Source organism: Balneolales bacterium ANBcel1, from assembly GCA_029688905.1.
In the GTDB taxonomy this organism is placed as follows: Bacteria; Bacteroidota; Rhodothermia; order Balneolales; family Natronogracilivirgulaceae; genus SLLW01.
Window position 1 is genome coordinate 63,992 of sequence record JARULB010000005.1, and the last position, 19,144, is coordinate 83,135.

The window sequence follows — 19,144 nt, forward strand, 5'->3', positions numbered from 1 at the left end:
TTACTTGCAATAATATCGACAACCTGACAAGCTTTGAAATGTAACGATTTTTACCCTGTGGAACGAACCGGAAAACCGATTTGGTTTACATTTCAAGCAAGAAAACGGGTGTCCGGCTATGGAAAAACACGTACTTTCCCGGTGAATATCATAACTCCCTGTCAACCGAAAAGTTCATGACTGACAGGCCTTCATCATGTGATTCTCCTTACCCTTTTTTATGACGCGTATTGGAATTATCGGCGGCGGCATCAGCGGCCTCACTATTGCCTGGCTTTTGAAAAAAAGGGGATATGCCGTCCGTGTGTATGAGTCTGCAGAGACCCCCGGCGGCGCCATTCGAACGACACGTGATCCGGACGGATGGATGGCCGAGTGGGGGCCGAATACCATTATTGAGTCATCCGGAAGGATAAAGAAGCTGGTCGCCATGCTGGAACTGGAGAACCGGCGCTGCTACCCCGGCTCTCTTGTTAAAAAACGGTTTCTGGTGCGTGATGGCCGTTTGCTGGCCGCCCCCGATTCTCTGAAAGCGTTTATCACCTCCCCGCTCCTTGGCCGGAGCGCCAAACTGTCCTTGTTGAAAGAACCGTTTGTGGCAAGGCCGAAACCGGAAACGGACCGGCAGCAGCATCCGGCGGAAGAGGAGCTCGAAACATGGAGCCGGAACAAGCCAGCGCCGGCGACCGGTTCTCCAGGTACTTCCGAATCGGTTGCTTCCACTTTGGAGTACCGGGATGAATCCCTCGCGGAGTTCGTCCGACGAAGGCTGAACGACGAGTTCCTGAAGTGGCCCATTGACGCGCTCGTAGGCGGGATTTATGCGGGTGACCCCGAGCAGCTATCCGTCCGTCACGCGTTTCCGAGATTATCACTGCTTGAAGAACAGCACGGCTCACTAATTCTTGGACTACTGAAAGGTGGTGTAAGGCGACCACCCGGTTCCGATGAGATTCCGCGTAATAAAGCCAATATCTTTTCATTTGACGGAGGACTGCAGGTACTCATCAACGCCCTCGCAGACCGACTTGGTGATAATATGCTGACCGGCTGCACTATCAGCAGAATTGGGCAGGCCGGCGATAAGTGGCAAATAGTGCCGGAGAAGGGCTCGCTGCCGGAAGAGTTCGACAGTCTGGTCTACGCAGGAACCGCGCATGGATTGTCACGCATTGCACTGCCTGATTCGTTGAGAGGAGTGTTGCAGCCTTTAACCGGCATACCCTATCCCCCGGTTGCCACATTGACCCTCGGATTTCGGCGCAGGGATGTACGGCATCCGCTGGATGGTTTTGGCATGCTGATACCGGGCATTGAGCAGTTCCCGATTTTGGGAACCCTGTTCACCTCATCCCTTTTTCCCGGGCGCGCGCCCGATGAAGAGCATGTCACACTCACCACCTACATAGGCGGCATGCGGCAACCGGAGCTGGCCGAAAAGTCCGAATCCGAGCAAATAAGCGCGTCATTAAAAAGTATTGACGCGCTTCTTGGCCTAAATGGCGACCCACTTTTCCGGCACCGGGTTGTATGGCCCAAAGCCATCCCGCAGTACCATACCGGGTTCGGCAATCATCTTGATGTCATGTCGCATGTGGAACGGATCCATCCGGGTTTTTATCTGGCGGGCAATTACCGTACCGGTATCTCCGTCGGCGATTCCATCAACGCGGCTTTCGATATGGCAGAACGAATAACCAAAGAAACCACTTAAATTCCGCTAATAACGGCTCTCATTGCCCCTTTCCACTTTTTCAGAACCAATAATTACAATATCGGCTTATGACATATCAACGTATCAGTATTCTGGGTTGCGGATGGCTTGGCCTGCCCCTTGCGTGTAAACTCATTGAAAACGGAGACTTTGTCCGGGGCAGCACCACAACCAAGGAGAAAATTCCCCTGCTTGAAGAAGCTGGAATTGAACCCTTTTATCTGCGTCTGGATCCGCATATCAGCGGTGATGACGTCACCTCGTTTTTCGATGTGGACACGGTGGTTCTCAACATCACACCTCCCCGTGTCACAGACCGGACCACCTACATGCTCCGGCAAGGTGAAGAGCTGATTTCATATCTGAATTCATCACCGGTCAAACGCCTGGTGATGGTCAGTTCCACCAGTGTCTACGGTTCAAAAGGACAGGATGCCGACGAGTCGGATCCACACCCGCCCGACACACCCAACGGCATCGGCCTCGCCGCCATGGAGCAGCAACTGATGGAGGGACTTCAAGCTTCGGTAACAGTCATACGCATGGCCGGACTCATCGGACCCGGACGCCATCCCGGCCGTTTTCTCGCCGGGCGGGACGTCGAGGGAAACGGAGAGGAACCCGTTAACCTGATACACCAGGATGATGCTATCGGCACCGTAATATCGGTAATAAACAAAACCGGTATATCGGGAACCTATAACGCTTGCGGCCGAGAACACCCTTCTCGCAAAGAGTTGTATGAAAAAGCCTCTCTAATTCTGGGGTTTGAGCCACCTCGATTTACAGGAAACACGCCCAAAGCCTGGAAACGAGTTATCAGTGAAAAGCTTAGAGAACACACGGAATATCGGTATGTCTTTGACAATCCACTGGACGCTCTTAATCACATGCAATGACGCACCGGTCCATGCCCATGCATACCGGATGATTAACCGTTGTTTAACTTGATGCATACTTTCACCTTCCGGTTCTTTTTCCAAGCCTGCAAAGATTCATCATATTTGATTTCCACTGTTTAACTAACTTGTTTCCGAGCCGATAACTATATGTACTTCAGGTAGAAGTACATATATTTGCTCTGGATAATTATCGAAATCAAGCACTTGGAAACATGGAAAAACTGACACTTATTAAAAATGAGAAGTACTCTCTGTTCTGTTATCCAAAACAGAGGATAGTACGACACGTACTCAATACTTTTGTGTTTGGGAAAGACTTTCAGACACTGATGACCACCGGAGCCGACGCCTTTATCAAATATAATTGCAACAAGTGGCTTTCGGATGACAGGAGTAACTCGGCGCTTCGGAAGGATGACATTGAGTGGGGCCAGACGCACTGGGAAGGACGTATTCTGGAAAAGGGATGGAAATACTGGGCGCTCGTGATGCCTGAAAAGGTGGTAGGCCAGATGAACATGCGCCCCATCATCGACCGCTATGCCAATATGGGTGTGGAGGTAAAGGTATTTTCAAACGCCCGCCAGGGATTTGACTGGCTCTGCAGCAAGCCCTGACAAGCCGTTCCCATATTTAAAGGTCGGAAAGCATTGCTGCCCCGGCCAAGGCCGACAGATCTTTATTCATGCGCGTTAAGCCAGACGGCGACACTCGCATGATGCGAGAATCGATGTTGAGCTTGCCATGAGTCATGTCCTGAATCCGCTGGATACCGATAACGGGCCAACGGCCCCTGATGTCAGCCATGAATCATGCCATGAAAAAGTGGCCGTAGAAAGTTACGATCTGCGGCGGTACAGTTTCCATCCGATCAAAACGGTAGCGCTGAGCACCAGTGCTGTAGCATAAAAGGGAAGATAGACCATCACTCCATATAGCAAACCGCCCCAGGTTGGACCTATGGCGCGGCCCAGGCCGGATAGCCCTTGTGAAATCCCCATCATGGCACCATAGCTTTTAGTGCCCGCCTCTTTGGATATCAGGCTGTTGATGGTGGGAAGATTCAGGCTGTGGCCCAGTGCCATGATACCCAGAAACACGGTAAGCATCGACATCGACTGTGAAAATGCGATGGCGCCAAATCCGATGGTCATGAGGATATTGCCGGTGAAAAAGAGTCCGGTTTCTGAAAACCACCGGCTCAGTGGCCGAATGAGTCCACCCTGAACAATCACAGCGATTAAGCCGATATAGAAGAACTGCATTCCAACCTGTTCCGGGGTCATTTCCAGTATCGCCTCGGCAAACAGCGGAAATGCGCTGTACAGGCTGGCCTGTCCGAATGACAGAAGAAACATCGCTCCCAGCAGAAGCATTACGGGACCGCCGGTCGATTTCTGTTCTGCGGCCAGTTTACGCCAGAATCCTGGCAGAAACACACTGGGCCTGGAGACACTGACCTGTTCCCTGTTATCGGTGGATTTGGATGTATCAACGGTTTCCGGCAGAAAAAATAACACCAGCAGGAAACTGCAGAAAGAGAGGAAGGCGGCAAAAAAGCCGGGCAGCCCGAAACGCCTGAGCTCCATCCATTCGGCAATTCCGGCAAACCCAACGGAAGCCACCCATTCCTGAAAGCCGGGATGAATCAGTCCCGATGCCAGTGCCGGTCCGAGTACAAAACCGATTCCGAAGGCAGCACCGATCAGTCCCATGCCTTTGGCACGATCCTCCTCGGAAGTCACGTCTGCGATATAGGCCTGGGCGGTCGCGATATTTCCACCCATCACACCGGCAACCAGACGCGATAAAAACAGCACAAACAGGGAACCGGCAAATCCAAACATGATATAGGCGATCACGGCGCCTCCGGTACTGAGCAGCATGATGGGGCGTCGTCCGATGCGGTCTGACCAGCTGCCCCAAATCGGTGAAAATACCAACTGTGCGACGGAGTAAATGCTGTAAAGGAGACCGATAACCACGGCGCTTGCCGCAAATTCTCTCGCATAAAACGGAAGCAGCGGCAACACAAGGCCGAAACCGATCAGATCGATCAGTACAACCAGAAAAACCGTGGCAAGAGAGCCCTTTTTCAATGATCCGATCCCCCCTGCCCGGACACCAAACGGCCGATCACACGATCGGCGGCCGCAACGGTTTTCCGGATGACAGCCTCATCGTGGCAGTGAGACACAAACCATGATTCGAATGCGGACGGCGGCAGATAGACACCTTCCCGCAGCATACCATGGAAAAAGCGGCTGAAGAGTTGTGTATCTGTACGGCTGACGTCAGAAAAGCTTTTTACGGGACCATCACAAAAGAAAAAGCCCAGCATGGAGCCCACCCGCTGGTTCACAACCTTGATGCCGTGCGCGTCAAAAACCTCCTTCAGTCCGTCTTCAAGATGTGCCGATTGCCGCTCGAGATCATCATAAATCGAGGGATTTTCATCCAGGTGGGTAAGCAGCGCGAGCCCGGCACTCATTGCCACAGGATTTCCGGAGAGCGTTCCGGCCTGGTAAACCGGTCCGTCGGGTGCCACCACCGACATCACTTCCGCGCTTCCGCCAAATGCCCCTACAGGCATTCCGGCACCGATAACTTTTCCGTAAGTAACCAAATCAGGCTGAACGCCATACCTTTCGACCGCTCCCCCCTTTGCGATCCGGAAACCGCACATTACCTCATCAAAAATCAACAGAGTGCCATGCTTGTCACATAGTGTGCGCAGACCTTCCAAAAAGTCCTCTGCGGGAGGCACGCACCCCATATTACCGGCCACCGGTTCAAGGATCACTGCTGCAACTTCGTTGCTGTTCTCATCAAGCAGGCGGGTTACGCTTTCCAGGTCGTTATAATCGGCGGTGAGGGTATCCGCGGCTGTACCGGCGGTTACTCCGGGGCTGCTGGGCTGTCCGAGGGTGAGCGCGCCGCTACCCGCTTTAATCAGAAATGAATCGCCGTGCCCGTGGTAGCACCCCTCAAACTTTATGATCTTGTCGCGCCCGGTATAGCCGCGTGCGACACGAACTGCGCTCATGCAGGCTTCGGTACCGGAGTTGGTCATGCGAATCTTGTCGAGCCCCGGCACCATCACACACACGCGTTCAGCCATGCTGTTTTCCAGTGCGGTTGGTGCGCCGAAAGAGGTGGATCCCTCCGCTGTTCTCTGCACAGCCTGAACAACGGCCGGGAATGCATGGCCGAGAATCATGGGTCCCCAGGAACCGACATAGTCGATAAACTCATTTCCGTCTTCATCAAACAGCCGGGCGCCTTGGGCCCTGGTAAAAAAGAGCGGCGTTCCGCCGACACCCTTGAACGCCCTGGCCGGAGAGTTGACGCCTCCGGGAATTCGTTTTTTAGCCTCTTCGAACAGTAGCTGACTTTTGGGATAGCTCATAACATCAATAATATTAAAAGATTAACATAAACCAAGGTGTCGCTTTTTCGGAGATTCAAGAATACAAAAATCGTGCAGAAAATTCAGCCTCGTCCCGCTGTTCTTGCGCTGTCGTAACGTAACCACCCAATAAATGAAAAGCGTTTCTTCGAAAAAACACTTATGATACGTATCATAAGCGCAAGTACAATGTTATTAATCAAAACATTCGGCATATGCGACACTCACACTTTTTGTTGCCGGCCGTGGTCATAATTTTCACTCTGTCGGCTTGTGGTAACGGTGAACCGGAAGAACGTGCATCATATGATGTTCGAGGACAATATCTGGGCATGGACCTTCAAGGCGAGTCTATATCCGTCGTTCACGAAACCATACCCGATGTGATGAATGCCATGAGAATGAGTCTGCGAATCGATGACGAGTCGGTTGCTGACGGGCTGGAATCCGGCGATATCATTCTATTCAGGATGGTGCAGACTGACCGTGGCTGGTACATCCGTGACATTGAGCCGTTACCGGAGGATACCGAACTGGATCTTCCTCCGGAGCTCCATTAGTTCGGCTCCTCAACAAAGCAAAAAAAAACGGGAATCCTTTGGAAGGAAACCCGTTTTATCAATCTGATTCCGGTCGAAGCCGGGAATGATCATCAATATCTGCCGCCACGCTGGCCGCCGAATCCGTTCTCTTTTTTTGCACGAGCCTGGTTTACAACAAGCACGCGATCCATAAATTCGGATTCATGCAGATCTTCGATAGCTTCATTTGCTTCGCCCTGATCACCCATATCTACAAAACCGAATCCGCGGGAACGGCCGGTTTCGCGGTCGGTGATAATTTTTGCCGAGGAGACATCACCGTATTCGGTGAAAAGTTCTAAAAGCTGGTCTTCACTTGTTTTAAAGCTGAGATTGCCAACATAAATCGTGGTCATATTCGTCGTATTTTATTTTAAGGGTTATGTAACTTGGCAATTTCAACGGAACAAGCGTCATTAGTCTGCCACCACCGATATCTGACCGGGGAAACGAGCACAGGGCCTTGCGGCGTGTTACTCTGGCCACTCTTGAACGCAATAAAGCAGGGGTTGGCTTACAACCCGTGATCAATATTTCATCATTCAACTATCAAAAGCCAATTATTACAAGTTACGAAGAAAAAAAGCGATATCTATATTTCTTTTTTTCATTGTGTTCGGGCTTCATGATGTGGTGAAATAACCGCGGCGAAAACGGCCTGGCGTTTTTTTTGCTTTTAAGGGGGCTGCAGGTGATGGCCCGAAGTAGTGCTACCGACTGCCGGTCAACAGCCGGATGGCATCCTCCGCCCAATAGGTAGCGACAAGGTCGGCACCGGCGCGTTTGATTGCGATCAGGCTTTCCATCATCGCGTCCTGCTCATCGATCCATCCCTTTTCAGCGGCGGCCTTGATCATCGCATACTCACCGCTCACCTGGTACACGGCAACCGGAACCGACACACTTTCTCTGACGGCACGAACCACATCCAGATAGGGGAGGCCCGGCTTGACCATCACCATGTCTGCCCCTTCCGCTTCGTCCATCTGCGCCTCCCTGACGGCCTCGCGAACATTGGCAGGATCCATCTGATAGGTTTTCTTGTCACCGAAGCCCGGCGCGGAGTCCAGTGCATCCCGGAAAGGGCCGTAAAAACCGGATGCATATTTGGCACTGTACGCCATGATTCCGGTATCGGGGTAGTTGTTCGCCTCAAGCGCTCGGCGAATCTGGCCGATGCGGCCGTCCATCATATCGGATGGCGCCACATAATCGGCTCCGGCCCGGGCATGGCTGACCGCCATTCGCGCAAGTATATCCACCGTTTCGTCATTTACAATTTCTCCATCCTTTACAATGCCGTCGTGACCATAGCTCGAGTAGGGATCAAGGGCGACGTCGGTCATAACCGTGAGCCCCGGCACCGCCTCCTTGATGCGTTTTACCGCGGTTTGCATCAAACCCTGTTCATTCAGCGCCTCGGTTCCCTCATTGTCCTTCCTGGCTTCGGGGACCTTCACAAACAATAAAACCGCCTGAATACCCAGTTCATGCCATTTTGCTGCACGGGATACCGCCAGATCAAGCGACATGCGGTAGTAACCCGGCATGGAGAGAATCGGATCCATGATATCCTTCCCCTCCGTTATAAACATCGGAGCGATAAAATCGGATGGATTGAGGCTGGTCTCGGATACGAGTCGACGGAGGCCGGCATGCCGGCGGTTGCGTCTGCCGCGTTTGAGAGGATAGCCTGATAAAAAGTCTTTGTGCTGCGTTGTCATATCCTGCAGAATTTGATTTTGAGATTGCCGGCAATGCGGAATGCCCACCGGCCCTGGTTCTGATATTAATCAATTCAGAGCATACCTTCCGGATATAAACCGGGAAACCACCATCCGGCTGCATGAATGGGGATGCCGAGCCTGAGCGGAGCCCTGTGGCTGTCCGATTCGAGGAGCCCTTCGTCCAGCAGACGGCTGATCATGTTTCTCGCCGTGCGCTCACCCAGGCCCGTGATGCGCGTCATTTCTCCACGGGGAACAGCTCCACGCAGCATGACGGCTTCCAAAGCAAATCTGGCTTCATCCCGGAGCTCCGGTTGATCAACCATCCCGGCAGAGCGCAAAGACACATACTTGTGCATTCTGGGAAGCAGCGCATCGGAATCCAGCAGCCGGTGCACGAACCGGATCTCATCAAGACATACATTTAGATAAAAATGACAAAAATCTGTCACCCTGCAAAGCGACTCCCGCTGGCGGGTTGTTTTGGATGAATTAGTCTGACCCGGATCTGTGGGTTGTTCTCCGGCATATTGCGCTTCATTACCGAAGAAGTCCATATACGCTTCCCGGTTTCGCGCCAGTCCGCGAGAAATCGTCCAGAGTCCGCCGGCATCCGCCTGTGCCTGTTTCAGCCAGGCATGACTTACAAAACGGGCTATTTGGCCATTACCACCGGCAAATGGGCGCATTCGCATAAAATGATAGTGTGAAGCAGCAGCGGCAATCAGGATATCGGCTCCGTGAAATGACGCGCTATTAAAAATGTCAGAGAACTGATGTAAGGTCAACTTTGAAGAATCCTTGACAATCCCTGTATCAGACCGTGCATCCTGTTTACCGGCAGGCCGCTGCGCTTCTGATATTTCGGTGTTCCCGGTTCCATGCGTAACTGTGTCATGAATCCTTTTTTCCGATTCGCCTGTTCCACCGTTCGAATTTGTCCGCTGTTCGCCGGGGGCAATACGAACAAACTTTCCGCTGTCGGGATCCCTGAATTCCCGGAACTCTTTCGGAACCCTCCTGAAATATCCGGCATGCAGTCCTGCCACGAAATCATCGTTGCAGATATTGCGTCCTGGTTCATCCACAAGCTTCTGATCCAGAAATTGCCGGATTTTGACATGTGCCCTGCTGAGAAGCTGCAGGCTCCTTTTCTCCGCGTCACTCTGAAACTCACCCTGAAATGCCTGCTCGATATATTTCGGATGCAGCTGGCGGCCCTCCATCACATTGGAATAGTAGCAGCTTACAAAGTCTGTCAACTTCCCGAGACGCTTCCGCAACTCCGGGTGCACAAGGGCCCCAAGCGCCGCCGCTGCCCTGACAACAGACACGGCCTTGTCGCGCAGCTGATCACGCTGCTTCGGCATAAACGCTTGCGTCGTTTCATCCGACATATTTTCCTATATTTTTTGCCGGTTTATTTTCCTGTTTAATTTCTGGTTATAATAGTACATATATAGCTAATAATAAAGGACCGTAATCAGATAAAAATATTCCTAATATTTCATTTATTACCGGTTCATATTCCGGTTATACAATAATTCGGGTTCCCTGTTGAATAATCTGTTTCGAGACCCATATCCATCCACCCGGAACACAAGCTCTGCGGGGATGCCCGGTCATGCGGATCCTAATCAACCCAGTTGCGGGGTGCTTTCAGTACATCTAAAAGGTGCGATTCTCGTGATCCTTCCCTGATCACGGGGTTGTAGTCCCATCTGACACGTGGCGGAAGGCTCATTAGAATAGATTCAATCCTCCCTCCGGTTTTAAGTCCGAATAACGTGCCACGGTCATGGATCAGATTAAACTCGACATACCTGCCTCGTCCCAACTCCTGAAACATGCGCTCTTCAGCCCCCCAGGGCTCATCGGCTCTTCTCTCGACAATCGGCAGATAGGAGGGGAGAAAAGCCTCCCCGCAACCAGTCGCTACCTGCAGCCAGAAGTCAATGGAATGATCCTGGTCCGCTCTTGCATAATCGAAGAAAATACCTCCTACTCCCCTTGCTTCTCCGCGGTGAGCATTGTAAAAATAGTGATCGCATGACTCCTTGAATCGCGGATAGAGACCCGGGTCGAGAGCATCACACGTTTTTTTATAGCTGAGATGAAAATGACGCGTATCCTCTTCAAACAAATAATAGGGTGTGAGGTCGGCACCGCCTCCGAACCAGGCATCCCGGATATCGCCTCCCTCCTGGTCATACAGTTCAAAATAGCGGTAATTGGCATGAACAGTCGGTATCATGGGGCTTTCCGGGTGCAGAACCAGCGACAATCCACATGCGTAAAACCATCCACTGTCGACACCGAAACGTTTTCGAATCGGCTCGGGCAGTGCACCATGCACCGCCGACACGTTTACGCCTCCTTTTTCAAAAACACCGCCACGTTCAATGACGCGGGTTCTGCCGCCTCCGCCACCGGATCGAATCCATTTATCTTCACGGAACGTCTCCTTTCCGTCCGTTTCTTCCAGGGCCGCACAAATGCGATCCTGGGTATCATACAGCCAATTGGTGAATAACTCTTTAACAGACAATGCTGATACCCTGCCAGTTTCGGTGTTCAGAAAAAGGAAAAATCACTCCTGGTAATAACTTTTTACTGCTTCAACAAATGCCCTGGCGTTTTCAACCGGAATATTCGGGAGGATGCCGTGTCCCAGGTTGACAATATATCGGTCCTTGCCAAATCGGTCTATCATTAGTCTGACCTGTTTTCTGATTTCCGGGATCGGTGACAGCAACCTGCTGGGATCGAAATTTCCCTGCAACGTTATTGTACCTCCGGTCACTTTTCGGGCATACTCCGGACTGACGGACCAGTCGACCGAGATTGCGGCCGCATCTGTCTCTTCGGCCAGTTTGTCGAGGGCAAACCATGCTCCCTTGGCAAACAGTACCACCGGAGCTCCGGTCACCTCCTCGGAAATTCGTTTAAGATAGGGCATGCAGAGGAGATTAAAATCCTCGGGGCCGAGTAGTCCAGCCCAGCTGTCAAATACCTGAACGGCGTCGGCACCGGCACGAATCTGCTCATTCAGATAATCGATGATTACATCGGTTAGCAGCGATAACAAATATTCCGCCGCTTCAGGATATTTGAAGCAAAACTCTTTTGCCCTGGCAAAATCTTTGGATCCGCGTCCTTCCACCATGTAACAGAGAAGGGTCCATGGCGCACCTGAAAAACCGATCAGAGGCACCCTGCCGCTCAGTCTGTCCGTGGTAGCGTGAATGCCCTTCATTACATATGAAAGCGCGTCATTCGCATCTATCGACCTTACTGCAAGTGCGTCATCCGGATGTGATATGGGGTCATCAAGAACCGGTCCGATTCCCGGTTTCATCTCGATATGCCAGCCGAGCGCGCGCGGCACTACGAGAATATCCGAAAACAGGATCGCCGCATCCGGACCTATTTCATCAATCGGCAGGCAGGTTATTTCAGCCACAAGTTCCGGTGTCTCACAACGCGTAAAAAAATCGTACTTCTCCTGAAGCTTCAAATAGGATGGCAGATACCGGCCGGCCTGACGCATCATCCAAACTGGTGGTCTAGGCACAGGCTCTCCCGCCAGCGCTTTAAGATATAAATCGTTATCAGGTTTTTGACGCATAAAATCAGTTTATATCAGTTTAATCATTTCCTGAAATGATGGCGAATCTGCGACCAGAGGAACGCGCCCGGTCTTTTTCCGTACCACTTCGGCCGTTGTGCCCCCCACCGCTACCGCTTTCCAGTCGCCTTCCGGCAGTCCGTAGAGCCGCATGAATTCGGCAACGCCATTCGGACTGAAAAAGAAAATGGCGTCCACTGCAGTATCGATGGGTTGAGGGTCTGTGACCGGACAACTTCGGTAAACCTCAACCTCCGTGAACTCCACCTGAAATTTTTTGGCGATATCCCGAATTTCAGAACGACGGTCAACCGAACAAAAATGTACCACCGAGCGAATTCCGTCTCTAACCATTTTCAATGCCAACGCCGAACCATGGTGTTCACCTGCCATCCGGGTTTCCGCCTCTGGAAACAATTCCTCAGTTGAGCTACGTGTTTTTTCACCAACGACATAGATCGGAGGAACCGATAAATTTTGCTTCTCTGCTCGTGGCTCTCGGCCTTTTTCTGCACTTTTATCATTCAGTGTGCCGGATCCGGCCTTTGTTTCGTCGCTCAATCCCTTCCAAACCCGCCACCAGCCCTCCACGCCCCTTCTGCTGGTAAAAACCCAGGCCTCGGGTGTCGGCTCTGCGAAAACCGAATCGATTACAAATCCGGTCGGGGTAATCCAGCGGTAGTAAAACGCAGGATAATCCAGCAGTAAAATACCCTGCGCGTTTGCCATGTCCATATCTCCGGAAGCAGAGGGTCGTGTTGAAATAACAACCTTTCTGTTTTCGACGGTTTGCTTTCCCGGTTTGGTCATCTGCCTTTTGGATGAAATCTTACCTTCGGAATCGGTCGGCCCGCCCCCGTCTCCATCTATGGGCTCCGTCATTTGGCCAGAGTTCTTCGAAAGGTCCCGAATCAACGCATCGGCTCCGCGTTTCAAAGCCTCTTCCGCGGCTCGCACACCCAGCCCTTCGGCATTGTCCCGCGCCTCCTGCATCTCAAACGAAATCATTCCGCTGCCATCCGGGTATACAGTATTGACGCGCAATCGAACCTGTCCGCCTGCAATTTCCGCAAGGGCTCCGACTGGTGCGCTGCATCCCCCTTCAAGGGTATGAAGCACATCCCGCTCTATCTTTGTGCATAACGCGGCATCTTCATCATGCACATTTCTCAATACCGTCCTGACATCTACTGCATCCTCACGCGTCATTACTCCCAGCGCCCCCTGAGCCGGTGCAGGAATCATCCAATCGAGTTTCTGGTGCATTGCATGATCCAGCTCCAGTCTGCGGAGTCCCGCTGCTGCGAAGATTGCACCGTCCCAATCACTGTCATAGAGTTTTCGCAGCCGGGTCTGAATGTTTCCGCGGATGTCCACCATGGAGTGGTGGGGATATTTCGCCAGCCATTGCCCGATCCTCCTGTTACTGCTGCTGGCGATGATCGTGCGATGATTCCGGTCGGACAGCCTCTGCGATAACGCATTAATTAACGCATCATTTTGCGTCACAGAATCCTCCTTACGCTTCCCCTCCTTGCCGGTGTCTTCAACATAATTTCCGGAGGCGATATCTTCTCTCAGCGCTTTGCGAAAAACGATTACATCTGATGTTTCTTCACGTTTTCCAACAGCTGCAATGCAGAGACCGGACGGTATCCTGGTCGGAATATCTTTAAGAGAATGGACAGCCAAATCAATTTCACCGGCTAATAGCGCGTCATCCAGAGCTTTGGTAAAGACCCCTTTGCCCCCCATCAACGGCAGCGGCGTATCCAGAACCCGATCCCCTTCCGTTTTGATATAGATCAGTTCGGTGGCGTACCCGGCGTTTCCCAGGATTGTTGCGACATGGCGGGCTTGCCAGGTTGCAAGAAGGCTGTCCCGCGTTCCAATGCGAAGGGGTTTAGCTGTCAACGGATGACTCCGATTCCAGTTTAAACATGGAGTGGACCAGGCGGGTGATCTCTTCGGGTGCATCATGGTTCTCCCTTAGATGGTCAATGGAGTGCGCCATGATCTTGTTTACGATTCTTCGGGTGAGGTGGTCCACATCTTCAAATGCCTGCTCCGGAATTCGCGACCGGAACTTGTCCATCTCACGGCTTCTTATATCATGAAGTTTGTCACTCAGCGCCCGGATGGTAGGCACAACCTTTTGCTCGGAGAGCCATACTTTGAAATTTTCAATCTCTTCATCTATAATGGCTTCAACTTTGGGCACATTCTCTTCTCGCCTTTTGAACGCCTCGTCTGTAGTATCCCGGAGGAGATCCATGTTCACCAGTTCAACATTGGGATGACTTCCCAGCTCCGGATCAATATTTCTGGGGACGGAGAGATCCAGCATAACCACTTTTCGGTCGCTTCCCTCAATCCCGGACAGTTGCTCCCGGCGAATCACGGGATGGTCGGCTCCGGTTGCCACGATAACAAGATCCGCCCGGCCAATTTCGGAACTCAGGCTTTCAAGACCGGCTACAGGGAGCTGAAACCGGTCACCGAGAGTTTCAGCGCGCAGGCGGTTGCGGTTAAGCAGCACCACATTCCGGGCGCCCATCGATATCAGGTTTTTGCAGGTGATCTTGCCGATTTTTCCCGTTCCAACCAGCAGGATATTCTTTCTTGCTATCGACTTTAATTTGTTTTTCGCGTACCGGACTGCCGCATATGCCGTGGTAGCGGCACCACTGGCCAGGTCTGTTTCTGTGCGCGAGCGTTTGTGGGTACGAAGCACGAACTGCATCAGCCTGTGCAACACGGTATCCGCCATTCCCATGGAGCGGGTATGCTCATAGGCCTCCTTTACCTGCTTGACGATCTGCAGGTCCCCGAGAATCTGGGCATCCAGACCGACCGTCACCCTGATCAGGTGCCTGACGGCATCCTCTCCCTCAAAAACAAATCCGGATTCATCGAACTCCTCCCGAAGACCTTCGCTGTGTTTGACCAGCAGCTCAACCAGAATCCCGGGTGTGGAAGTGCGGCCAAATATCTCGGTACGGTTGCAGGTGGAAACAATGATCACATCCCTCAGCCCGATTATGCGCGCATCCTCCAGAAAACGACGCCTCTGATCCTCAGAAAGGCTGAAGCGTTCTCTGAGAGCCACATCGGCTTTCCAGTGGTTAATACCAGCCGCCGAAAATTCCCTGATCTGCGGAGTTGATGCCTTCATTCAATTAGTAATCAAAATCTGTTAGGATGCCGGTTGCGCACTGCCGCTTTTCTCCACAGTCGCCGGATCACCCGTAATATGCCCTATTTTTCGGAAAATTTCATCCTGCAGAGCCTTCAAAAAATCAGGATGATCGTTCAGCCCTTTACTGGTAATAAGCTTATCCACCTGTTTTTTCTGCTCTTCGATAGCTTCGTGCAGTTCGATCCCCAGCTCGTGCAAGGTTTCAATATGGTCCGTCACAAATGCAACGGGAATCAACAGGATGTGTTTTATTCCATAGTCCAGAAGGCGGAAAACGAGTTCTTCGGTATTGGGCTGGGTCCATTTGGACGGCCCCACACGCGACTGATACCCGAGCCAGTGTGTCTCACCGTAATTACGCATTTTCATAATTGCTTCTACGGTCTCTTCAATATGCTGTGTGTAGGGGTCTCCCTTGGCCACTTCACTGAGCGGTGTTCCGTGTGCAGTAAAAACCAGGTGCACTTTACTGCGTTCTTCCTCTGAAAAATCCTCTTCAAGCCGCTCTTCAATTCTGCTGTTCAGGGCGGAGAGATAGTTCGGATTCAGATGATACTGGCCGATATGGTATTCCTGCCATCCGGGGATCTTGCCCGTTTCGATATTTTTTTGGCGGATGTGTTCCCAGTTCCGAAAACTGCTTCCGGTGGTCGTATAGGAAAAATGGGGATAGAGGGGCAGCAACACCAGATGCTCTATTCCATCGGCCATCGCCTCTTCAAAAACATCATAATCAAACGGCACCCAATAGCGCATGGCGGTGTATACCTTCACAAAATGATCCGGCCAGGCGCTTTTTATCTGTTTTTCGAGTGCTTTACGCTGAAGTTCGGTGAGCGGGTTTATAGGAGAGCAGCAATCCGATACCACTTTATCCCGGCGATTCGGACAATACTTGCTGCCCATACATCCATTGGGACATCCGTTGATCTCCCGATACTTCTCTGCGACGCCCTTGTAACGAAACCTGGCAATGGTCTTGGCCAGGCGCTTCTGAAATCCGCCCCCTCCAAGATTGATGATATCCTGATCTCCGAAAAGATTTTCCAGAAAGGAACGCACTGCCGGCTCGGAAGTGGGTCCACCGAGGTTCATCAGCACTACACCGATTTTTTTTCCGCTTTGACTCATGTACATCCAGATACGTTTATTGTGTTTGCAGACTCGCGGCACAGATCATCTTGCGCAAACAGCAAACGGCCCCTAAGGTAAGTAATTTCATGCAAAGATGCAGAGTTGCCGCTGCCGAATATGAGCCCTGCAAGTTGCGCTTCCCGACCGATTTGTGCTAAACTGATTGCGCCTCAGAATCTTCCTCCAGGGCGTCCAGGTAGAAAAAGAATCGGCTGCCTTTCCCAACTTCGCTTTCCACCTGGATGTCTGTGCCATGCGCTTTTAAAATCCCTTTAACAACGGACAACCCGAGTCCGGTTCCCCCCTTGTCGCGGGAACGCGCCTTGTCGGTACGGTAAAAGCGGTCGAACAGCCGCGGCCAGTGGGCTTCGGGTATGCCGATGCCCGTATCGCTGACCGATACCTCCACCTGTCGTCCCTCTCTTTGATAGGAAAGTGTAATGGTTCCGGCATTGGTAAATTTGATGGCGTTGGAAACAAGGTTGTCCAGCACCTGTTCAATTTTGCCGGGGTCGGCAAGTACCATGCAGGAGTGGTTATCAATTTTCAATTCCACCCCTTTGTTTTTCGCGTTCTGATGATACCAAAGAGCCAGGTTTTCAGCTATATCCGCCAGGTTCACCGGCTGGGGGATGACGAACTTTTCGTCGGAATCAAAACGCTGCAATGTCATCAGATCCTTGAACAGGCGGTCTATGCGACCGGCCTGGCTTCTGAGATTTCTGGCATACTTCTGCCGTTTCTCGTCATTCAGGTTGGGTAGCTCCAGCATTTCCAGCGACCCCATGATAGTGTGGAGGGGGTTGCGGACTTCGTGGGTTATGTCGGCAAAAAACTGGTACTGCTTTTCATTCAGCTTCTGCAGATGCTCGTAATCGGCCCGAAGCTTCTGTGCCATCCGGTTGACGGAATCGGCGAGTGTTCCGATCTCGTCGGAGCGCCTGACCCTGATCACATGGCCGGTATCGCCGCTGGCTATTCGCTGAACATCCCTTGTCAGTTTGAGCAGAGGCCTTGCCATGTAGTGAGCCAGCATCGCGCTAAGCGCCAGAATCAACACAAAAGAGAATACCAGCCCGATGATGATAATCCGCCTCACATCCGCCACCGGCTGGAATATCTGGCTCTTTGGCTGGTTGATGACAAAAAAACGGGCCTCGTTCCGGCTCTCCACGATGGTGGCATACACCCAGATGTTGTCGTCGGCGGGATCGTCGATGGTGCGCAGTATCTCCTCTTCACCCAGCAGCTGGTTGATCTCGTCGGGATGGAGATGCAGGTGGGGAGAGCGCTGCGTTCCGACCGGATACGCCGCAAGCATGGTCCCGTTCGAGTCATACAGCGCGATGTTGTAATTGGTGGCCTCGCCAACACGCATCAACTCATCCTGAAGCTCCAGCCCGTCCGGCAGAAATTTGAGCGTGTGCATCATCCAGTAGCCGTCGCTCTCCATGTCGGCGACCTCCTGTTCCAGTATATAGGCACGGATGTAAAACAGGGCGTAGGCACTGCCCATTGTCACGGTTATAATCAAAATCACCGTTAGCGTCCAGGCCAGCTTGGAACGGATATTCATCAGGGATGGGCCGTTTCTTTATTCAGTCCATACCCCATACCGCGATAGGTCTTGATAAGCTCGCCGTCGTCCCGAAGTTTGAGGCGCAGGTTTTTTATATGGACGTCAACCGTGCGGTCGAAGACGTATTTCTCCTCATCGGTGATATATTCCAGAATTTCCTGGCGGGTATAGACTCTCTTGGGGTTCTCAAAAAAGAGTTTCAGGAGTTTGAACTCGGTATTGGTGAGTTCAATTTTCTGTCCGTTTTGCCATGCTTCCATATTATCGGGCGCGATGAAAACACTGCGGTATCCGATCCAGCTTCCTTTCTCCTGCGGCCTGCGACGCAACAGCGATTCCACATGCGCCTTTACCAGGTTAAGGCTTGCCGGCTTCGGGATATAGTCGTCGGCTCCCAGAGACAGCCCCGCGATCTCGTCCTTTTCCTGGTCCTTGGCGGTAAGAAAGATGACGGGAACATCCCCGAGGATCGGATGGGTTCGCAGATAATTGCAAATCTCGTAGCCGTCTTTGTCGGGCACCATAATATCGAGTATGGCGAGGTCGATCTGCCGGGCATTATTATCGATCAGCTCGATCGCCCGGGTGCCATCCATAGCCATAAGCACCTCATAGCCATGCATTTCCAGGTAATTACACAGCATCTCCGCCGGTTCGGCCTCATCCTCAACAAGTAAAATGGTTCGCTTGAAGTTCAAAATACCTCTTGTTTCCCTGGTTTCGAATTTTCGGTTCGGGATTTCCGGCCAGAAGCATTGTGATGATAATGGCCATCGTTCTCGACTGTGCCGAATATAAGAAAAAATATGCATTTCCGGTTTATTGGCCGTGACCCGGCTTCACCGGCTTGGCTGCTGGTGCGCAACCGGGAAGATCCGGCAGGGTTGCATCCACCGGGGCCGCAGAGCGGGACAGGCCTGCGCATGAAAAACTCCATCCTCAACGATTGAGCTTTCGCCATCGAAACAGGTGGTACAGCACAAACACCAGAAATACCACCGAAAAAAGAAACGCGTAATCAAAGAGCAGCACGATCGGCCGGTCGCTGATGTCGGGCCAGGCTCCAAACAGAAATACCTCGATCAGCAGCACGATGGCCGGCAGCAACAGCGCCATTTTCAGGCTTTCGCTGAAAACATAGTTCCATTTGCTTCGGCTGCGGGTTTCCGCGACCTCCTCCTCTTTCCATCGCTCATTCCAATCCATCGTACCGGTACTGGTCACTGTTGGTTACGTGCCCGGCAGTTATGCCATCGAAGACGGCACCGCCC

General features: G+C 52.1%; 17 protein-coding genes. 4 read left to right on the forward strand and 13 right to left on the reverse strand.

All coding sequences use genetic code 11. The features are described 5' to 3' along the window. The first annotated feature begins 220 nt into the window (after window positions 1-220). The 3 genes from hemG to QA596_08090 all read left to right on the forward strand — a co-directional run bounded on the left by hemG (window position 221) and on the right by QA596_08090 (window position 3,233). Window positions 221-1,714: a protoporphyrinogen oxidase gene (hemG, locus tag QA596_08080; GenBank protein ID MDG5767419.1), complete on the forward strand. Its 1,494-nt coding sequence runs from the start codon at window positions 221-223 to the stop codon at window positions 1,712-1,714. A 68-nt stretch (window positions 1,715-1,782) separates the two neighbouring features. Further along, on the forward strand, window positions 1,783-2,613 hold the full coding sequence (locus QA596_08085) for an NAD-dependent epimerase/dehydratase family protein (protein MDG5767420.1): 831 nt from the start codon (window positions 1,783-1,785) through the stop codon (window positions 2,611-2,613). A gap of 215 nt (window positions 2,614-2,828) precedes the next feature. Then, window positions 2,829-3,233, forward strand: coding sequence for a hypothetical protein (locus QA596_08090; protein ID MDG5767421.1), 405 nt, complete (start codon window positions 2,829-2,831; stop codon window positions 3,231-3,233). A 222-nt stretch (window positions 3,234-3,455) separates the two neighbouring features. Here the strand turns inward: QA596_08090 and QA596_08095 are convergent, their stop codons facing one another. Together QA596_08095 and hemL are read right to left on the reverse strand one after the other, a co-directional pair. After that, complete coding sequence (locus QA596_08095; protein MDG5767422.1) at window positions 3,456-4,715, reverse strand: MFS transporter; 1,260 nt, start codon at window positions 4,713-4,715, stop codon at window positions 3,456-3,458. Next, on the reverse strand, window positions 4,712-6,025 hold the full coding sequence (gene hemL / locus QA596_08100) for a glutamate-1-semialdehyde 2,1-aminomutase (protein MDG5767423.1): 1,314 nt from the start codon (window positions 6,023-6,025) through the stop codon (window positions 4,712-4,714). The genes QA596_08095 and hemL overlap by 4 nt, the downstream gene beginning before the upstream one ends. 332 nt (window positions 6,026-6,357) lie before the next feature. On the opposite strand from hemL, the gene QA596_08105 reads away from it, so the two are divergent. Continuing rightward, window positions 6,358-6,585, forward strand: a complete 228-nt coding sequence (locus QA596_08105) for a copper-binding protein (protein MDG5767424.1) — start codon at window positions 6,358-6,360, stop codon at window positions 6,583-6,585. Window positions 6,586-6,677: 92 nt separating this feature from the next. On the opposite strand, the gene QA596_08110 is transcribed toward QA596_08105, so the two are convergent. From QA596_08110 to QA596_08160, 11 genes are all read right to left on the reverse strand, one after another. Continuing rightward, complete coding sequence (locus tag QA596_08110) at window positions 6,678-6,962, reverse strand: RNA-binding protein (GenBank protein MDG5767425.1); 285 nt, start codon at window positions 6,960-6,962, stop codon at window positions 6,678-6,680. Between the two features lie 354 nt (window positions 6,963-7,316). Then, window positions 7,317-8,330: a porphobilinogen synthase gene (gene hemB / locus QA596_08115; protein MDG5767426.1), complete on the reverse strand. Its 1,014-nt coding sequence runs from the start codon at window positions 8,328-8,330 to the stop codon at window positions 7,317-7,319. Between the two features lie 74 nt (window positions 8,331-8,404). Next, window positions 8,405-9,703 (reverse strand): Fic family protein, encoded by a 1,299-nt coding sequence (locus QA596_08120; GenBank protein ID MDG5767427.1) that lies wholly within the window; start codon window positions 9,701-9,703, stop codon window positions 8,405-8,407. A 263-nt stretch (window positions 9,704-9,966) separates the two neighbouring features. Next, a complete protein-coding gene (gene hemF / locus QA596_08125; protein MDG5767428.1) occupies window positions 9,967-10,881 on the reverse strand; it encodes an oxygen-dependent coproporphyrinogen oxidase in 915 nt (304 codons plus the stop codon). A 42-nt stretch (window positions 10,882-10,923) separates the two neighbouring features. Further along, window positions 10,924-11,961, reverse strand: a complete 1,038-nt coding sequence (hemE, locus tag QA596_08130) for a uroporphyrinogen decarboxylase (GenBank protein ID MDG5767429.1) — start codon at window positions 11,959-11,961, stop codon at window positions 10,924-10,926. Window positions 11,962-11,970: 9 nt separating this feature from the next. Further along, the gene (locus tag QA596_08135; protein ID MDG5767430.1) at window positions 11,971-13,875 is read right to left on the reverse strand and encodes a uroporphyrinogen-III synthase; all 1,905 of its coding nucleotides are present in this window, start codon (window positions 13,873-13,875) and stop codon (window positions 11,971-11,973) included. Beyond that, window positions 13,865-15,136: a glutamyl-tRNA reductase gene (hemA, locus tag QA596_08140; protein MDG5767431.1), complete on the reverse strand. Its 1,272-nt coding sequence runs from the start codon at window positions 15,134-15,136 to the stop codon at window positions 13,865-13,867. The genes QA596_08135 and hemA overlap by 11 nt, the downstream gene beginning before the upstream one ends. A gap of 21 nt (window positions 15,137-15,157) precedes the next feature. Further along, window positions 15,158-16,291 carry a ferrochelatase gene (gene hemH / locus QA596_08145; GenBank protein ID MDG5767432.1) on the reverse strand — a complete coding sequence of 378 codons (1,134 nt, stop codon included), beginning with the start codon at window positions 16,289-16,291 and terminating at the stop codon, window positions 15,158-15,160. 157 nt (window positions 16,292-16,448) lie between these two features. Continuing rightward, entirely contained in the window at window positions 16,449-17,870 is a 1,422-nt protein-coding gene (locus QA596_08150) for a HAMP domain-containing sensor histidine kinase (protein ID MDG5767433.1), read from the reverse strand. Beyond that, window positions 17,870-18,571 carry a response regulator transcription factor gene (locus QA596_08155; GenBank protein ID MDG5767434.1) on the reverse strand — a complete coding sequence of 234 codons (702 nt, stop codon included), beginning with the start codon at window positions 18,569-18,571 and terminating at the stop codon, window positions 17,870-17,872. The genes QA596_08150 and QA596_08155 overlap by 1 nt, the downstream gene beginning before the upstream one ends. A 241-nt stretch (window positions 18,572-18,812) precedes the next feature. After that, window positions 18,813-19,079, reverse strand: coding sequence for a hypothetical protein (locus tag QA596_08160; protein ID MDG5767435.1), 267 nt, complete (start codon window positions 19,077-19,079; stop codon window positions 18,813-18,815). Between the last annotated feature and the right edge of the window lie 65 nt (window positions 19,080-19,144).

What these genes read in the sequence shown, in the direction of transcription:
- QA596_08120 (MDG5767427.1), bottom strand. Translation starts at nt 9,703, where the DNA reads ATGCCGAAGCAGCGTGATCAGCTGCGCGACAAGGCCGTGTCTGTTGTC.
- hemB (MDG5767426.1), bottom strand. Translation starts at nt 8,330, where the DNA reads ATGACAACGCAGCACAAAGACTTTTTATCAGGCTATCCTCTCAAACGC.
- hemE (MDG5767429.1), bottom strand. Translation starts at nt 11,961, where the DNA reads ATGCGTCAAAAACCTGATAACGATTTATATCTTAAAGCGCTGGCGGGA.
- QA596_08110 (MDG5767425.1), bottom strand. Translation starts at nt 6,962, where the DNA reads ATGACCACGATTTATGTTGGCAATCTCAGCTTTAAAACAAGTGAAGAC.
- hemG (MDG5767419.1), top strand. Translation starts at nt 221, where the DNA reads ATGACGCGTATTGGAATTATCGGCGGCGGCATCAGCGGCCTCACTATT.
- QA596_08160 (MDG5767435.1), bottom strand. Translation starts at nt 19,079, where the DNA reads ATGGATTGGAATGAGCGATGGAAAGAGGAGGAGGTCGCGGAAACCCGC.
- QA596_08150 (MDG5767433.1), bottom strand. Translation starts at nt 17,870, where the DNA reads ATGAATATCCGTTCCAAGCTGGCCTGGACGCTAACGGTGATTTTGATT.
- QA596_08090 (MDG5767421.1), top strand. Translation starts at nt 2,829, where the DNA reads ATGGAAAAACTGACACTTATTAAAAATGAGAAGTACTCTCTGTTCTGT.
- QA596_08085 (MDG5767420.1), top strand. Translation starts at nt 1,783, where the DNA reads ATGACATATCAACGTATCAGTATTCTGGGTTGCGGATGGCTTGGCCTG.
- hemH (MDG5767432.1), bottom strand. Translation starts at nt 16,291, where the DNA reads ATGAGTCAAAGCGGAAAAAAAATCGGTGTAGTGCTGATGAACCTCGGT.
- hemL (MDG5767423.1), bottom strand. Translation starts at nt 6,025, where the DNA reads ATGAGCTATCCCAAAAGTCAGCTACTGTTCGAAGAGGCTAAAAAACGA.
- hemA (MDG5767431.1), bottom strand. Translation starts at nt 15,136, where the DNA reads ATGAAGGCATCAACTCCGCAGATCAGGGAATTTTCGGCGGCTGGTATT.
- QA596_08105 (MDG5767424.1), top strand. Translation starts at nt 6,358, where the DNA reads ATGGACCTTCAAGGCGAGTCTATATCCGTCGTTCACGAAACCATACCC.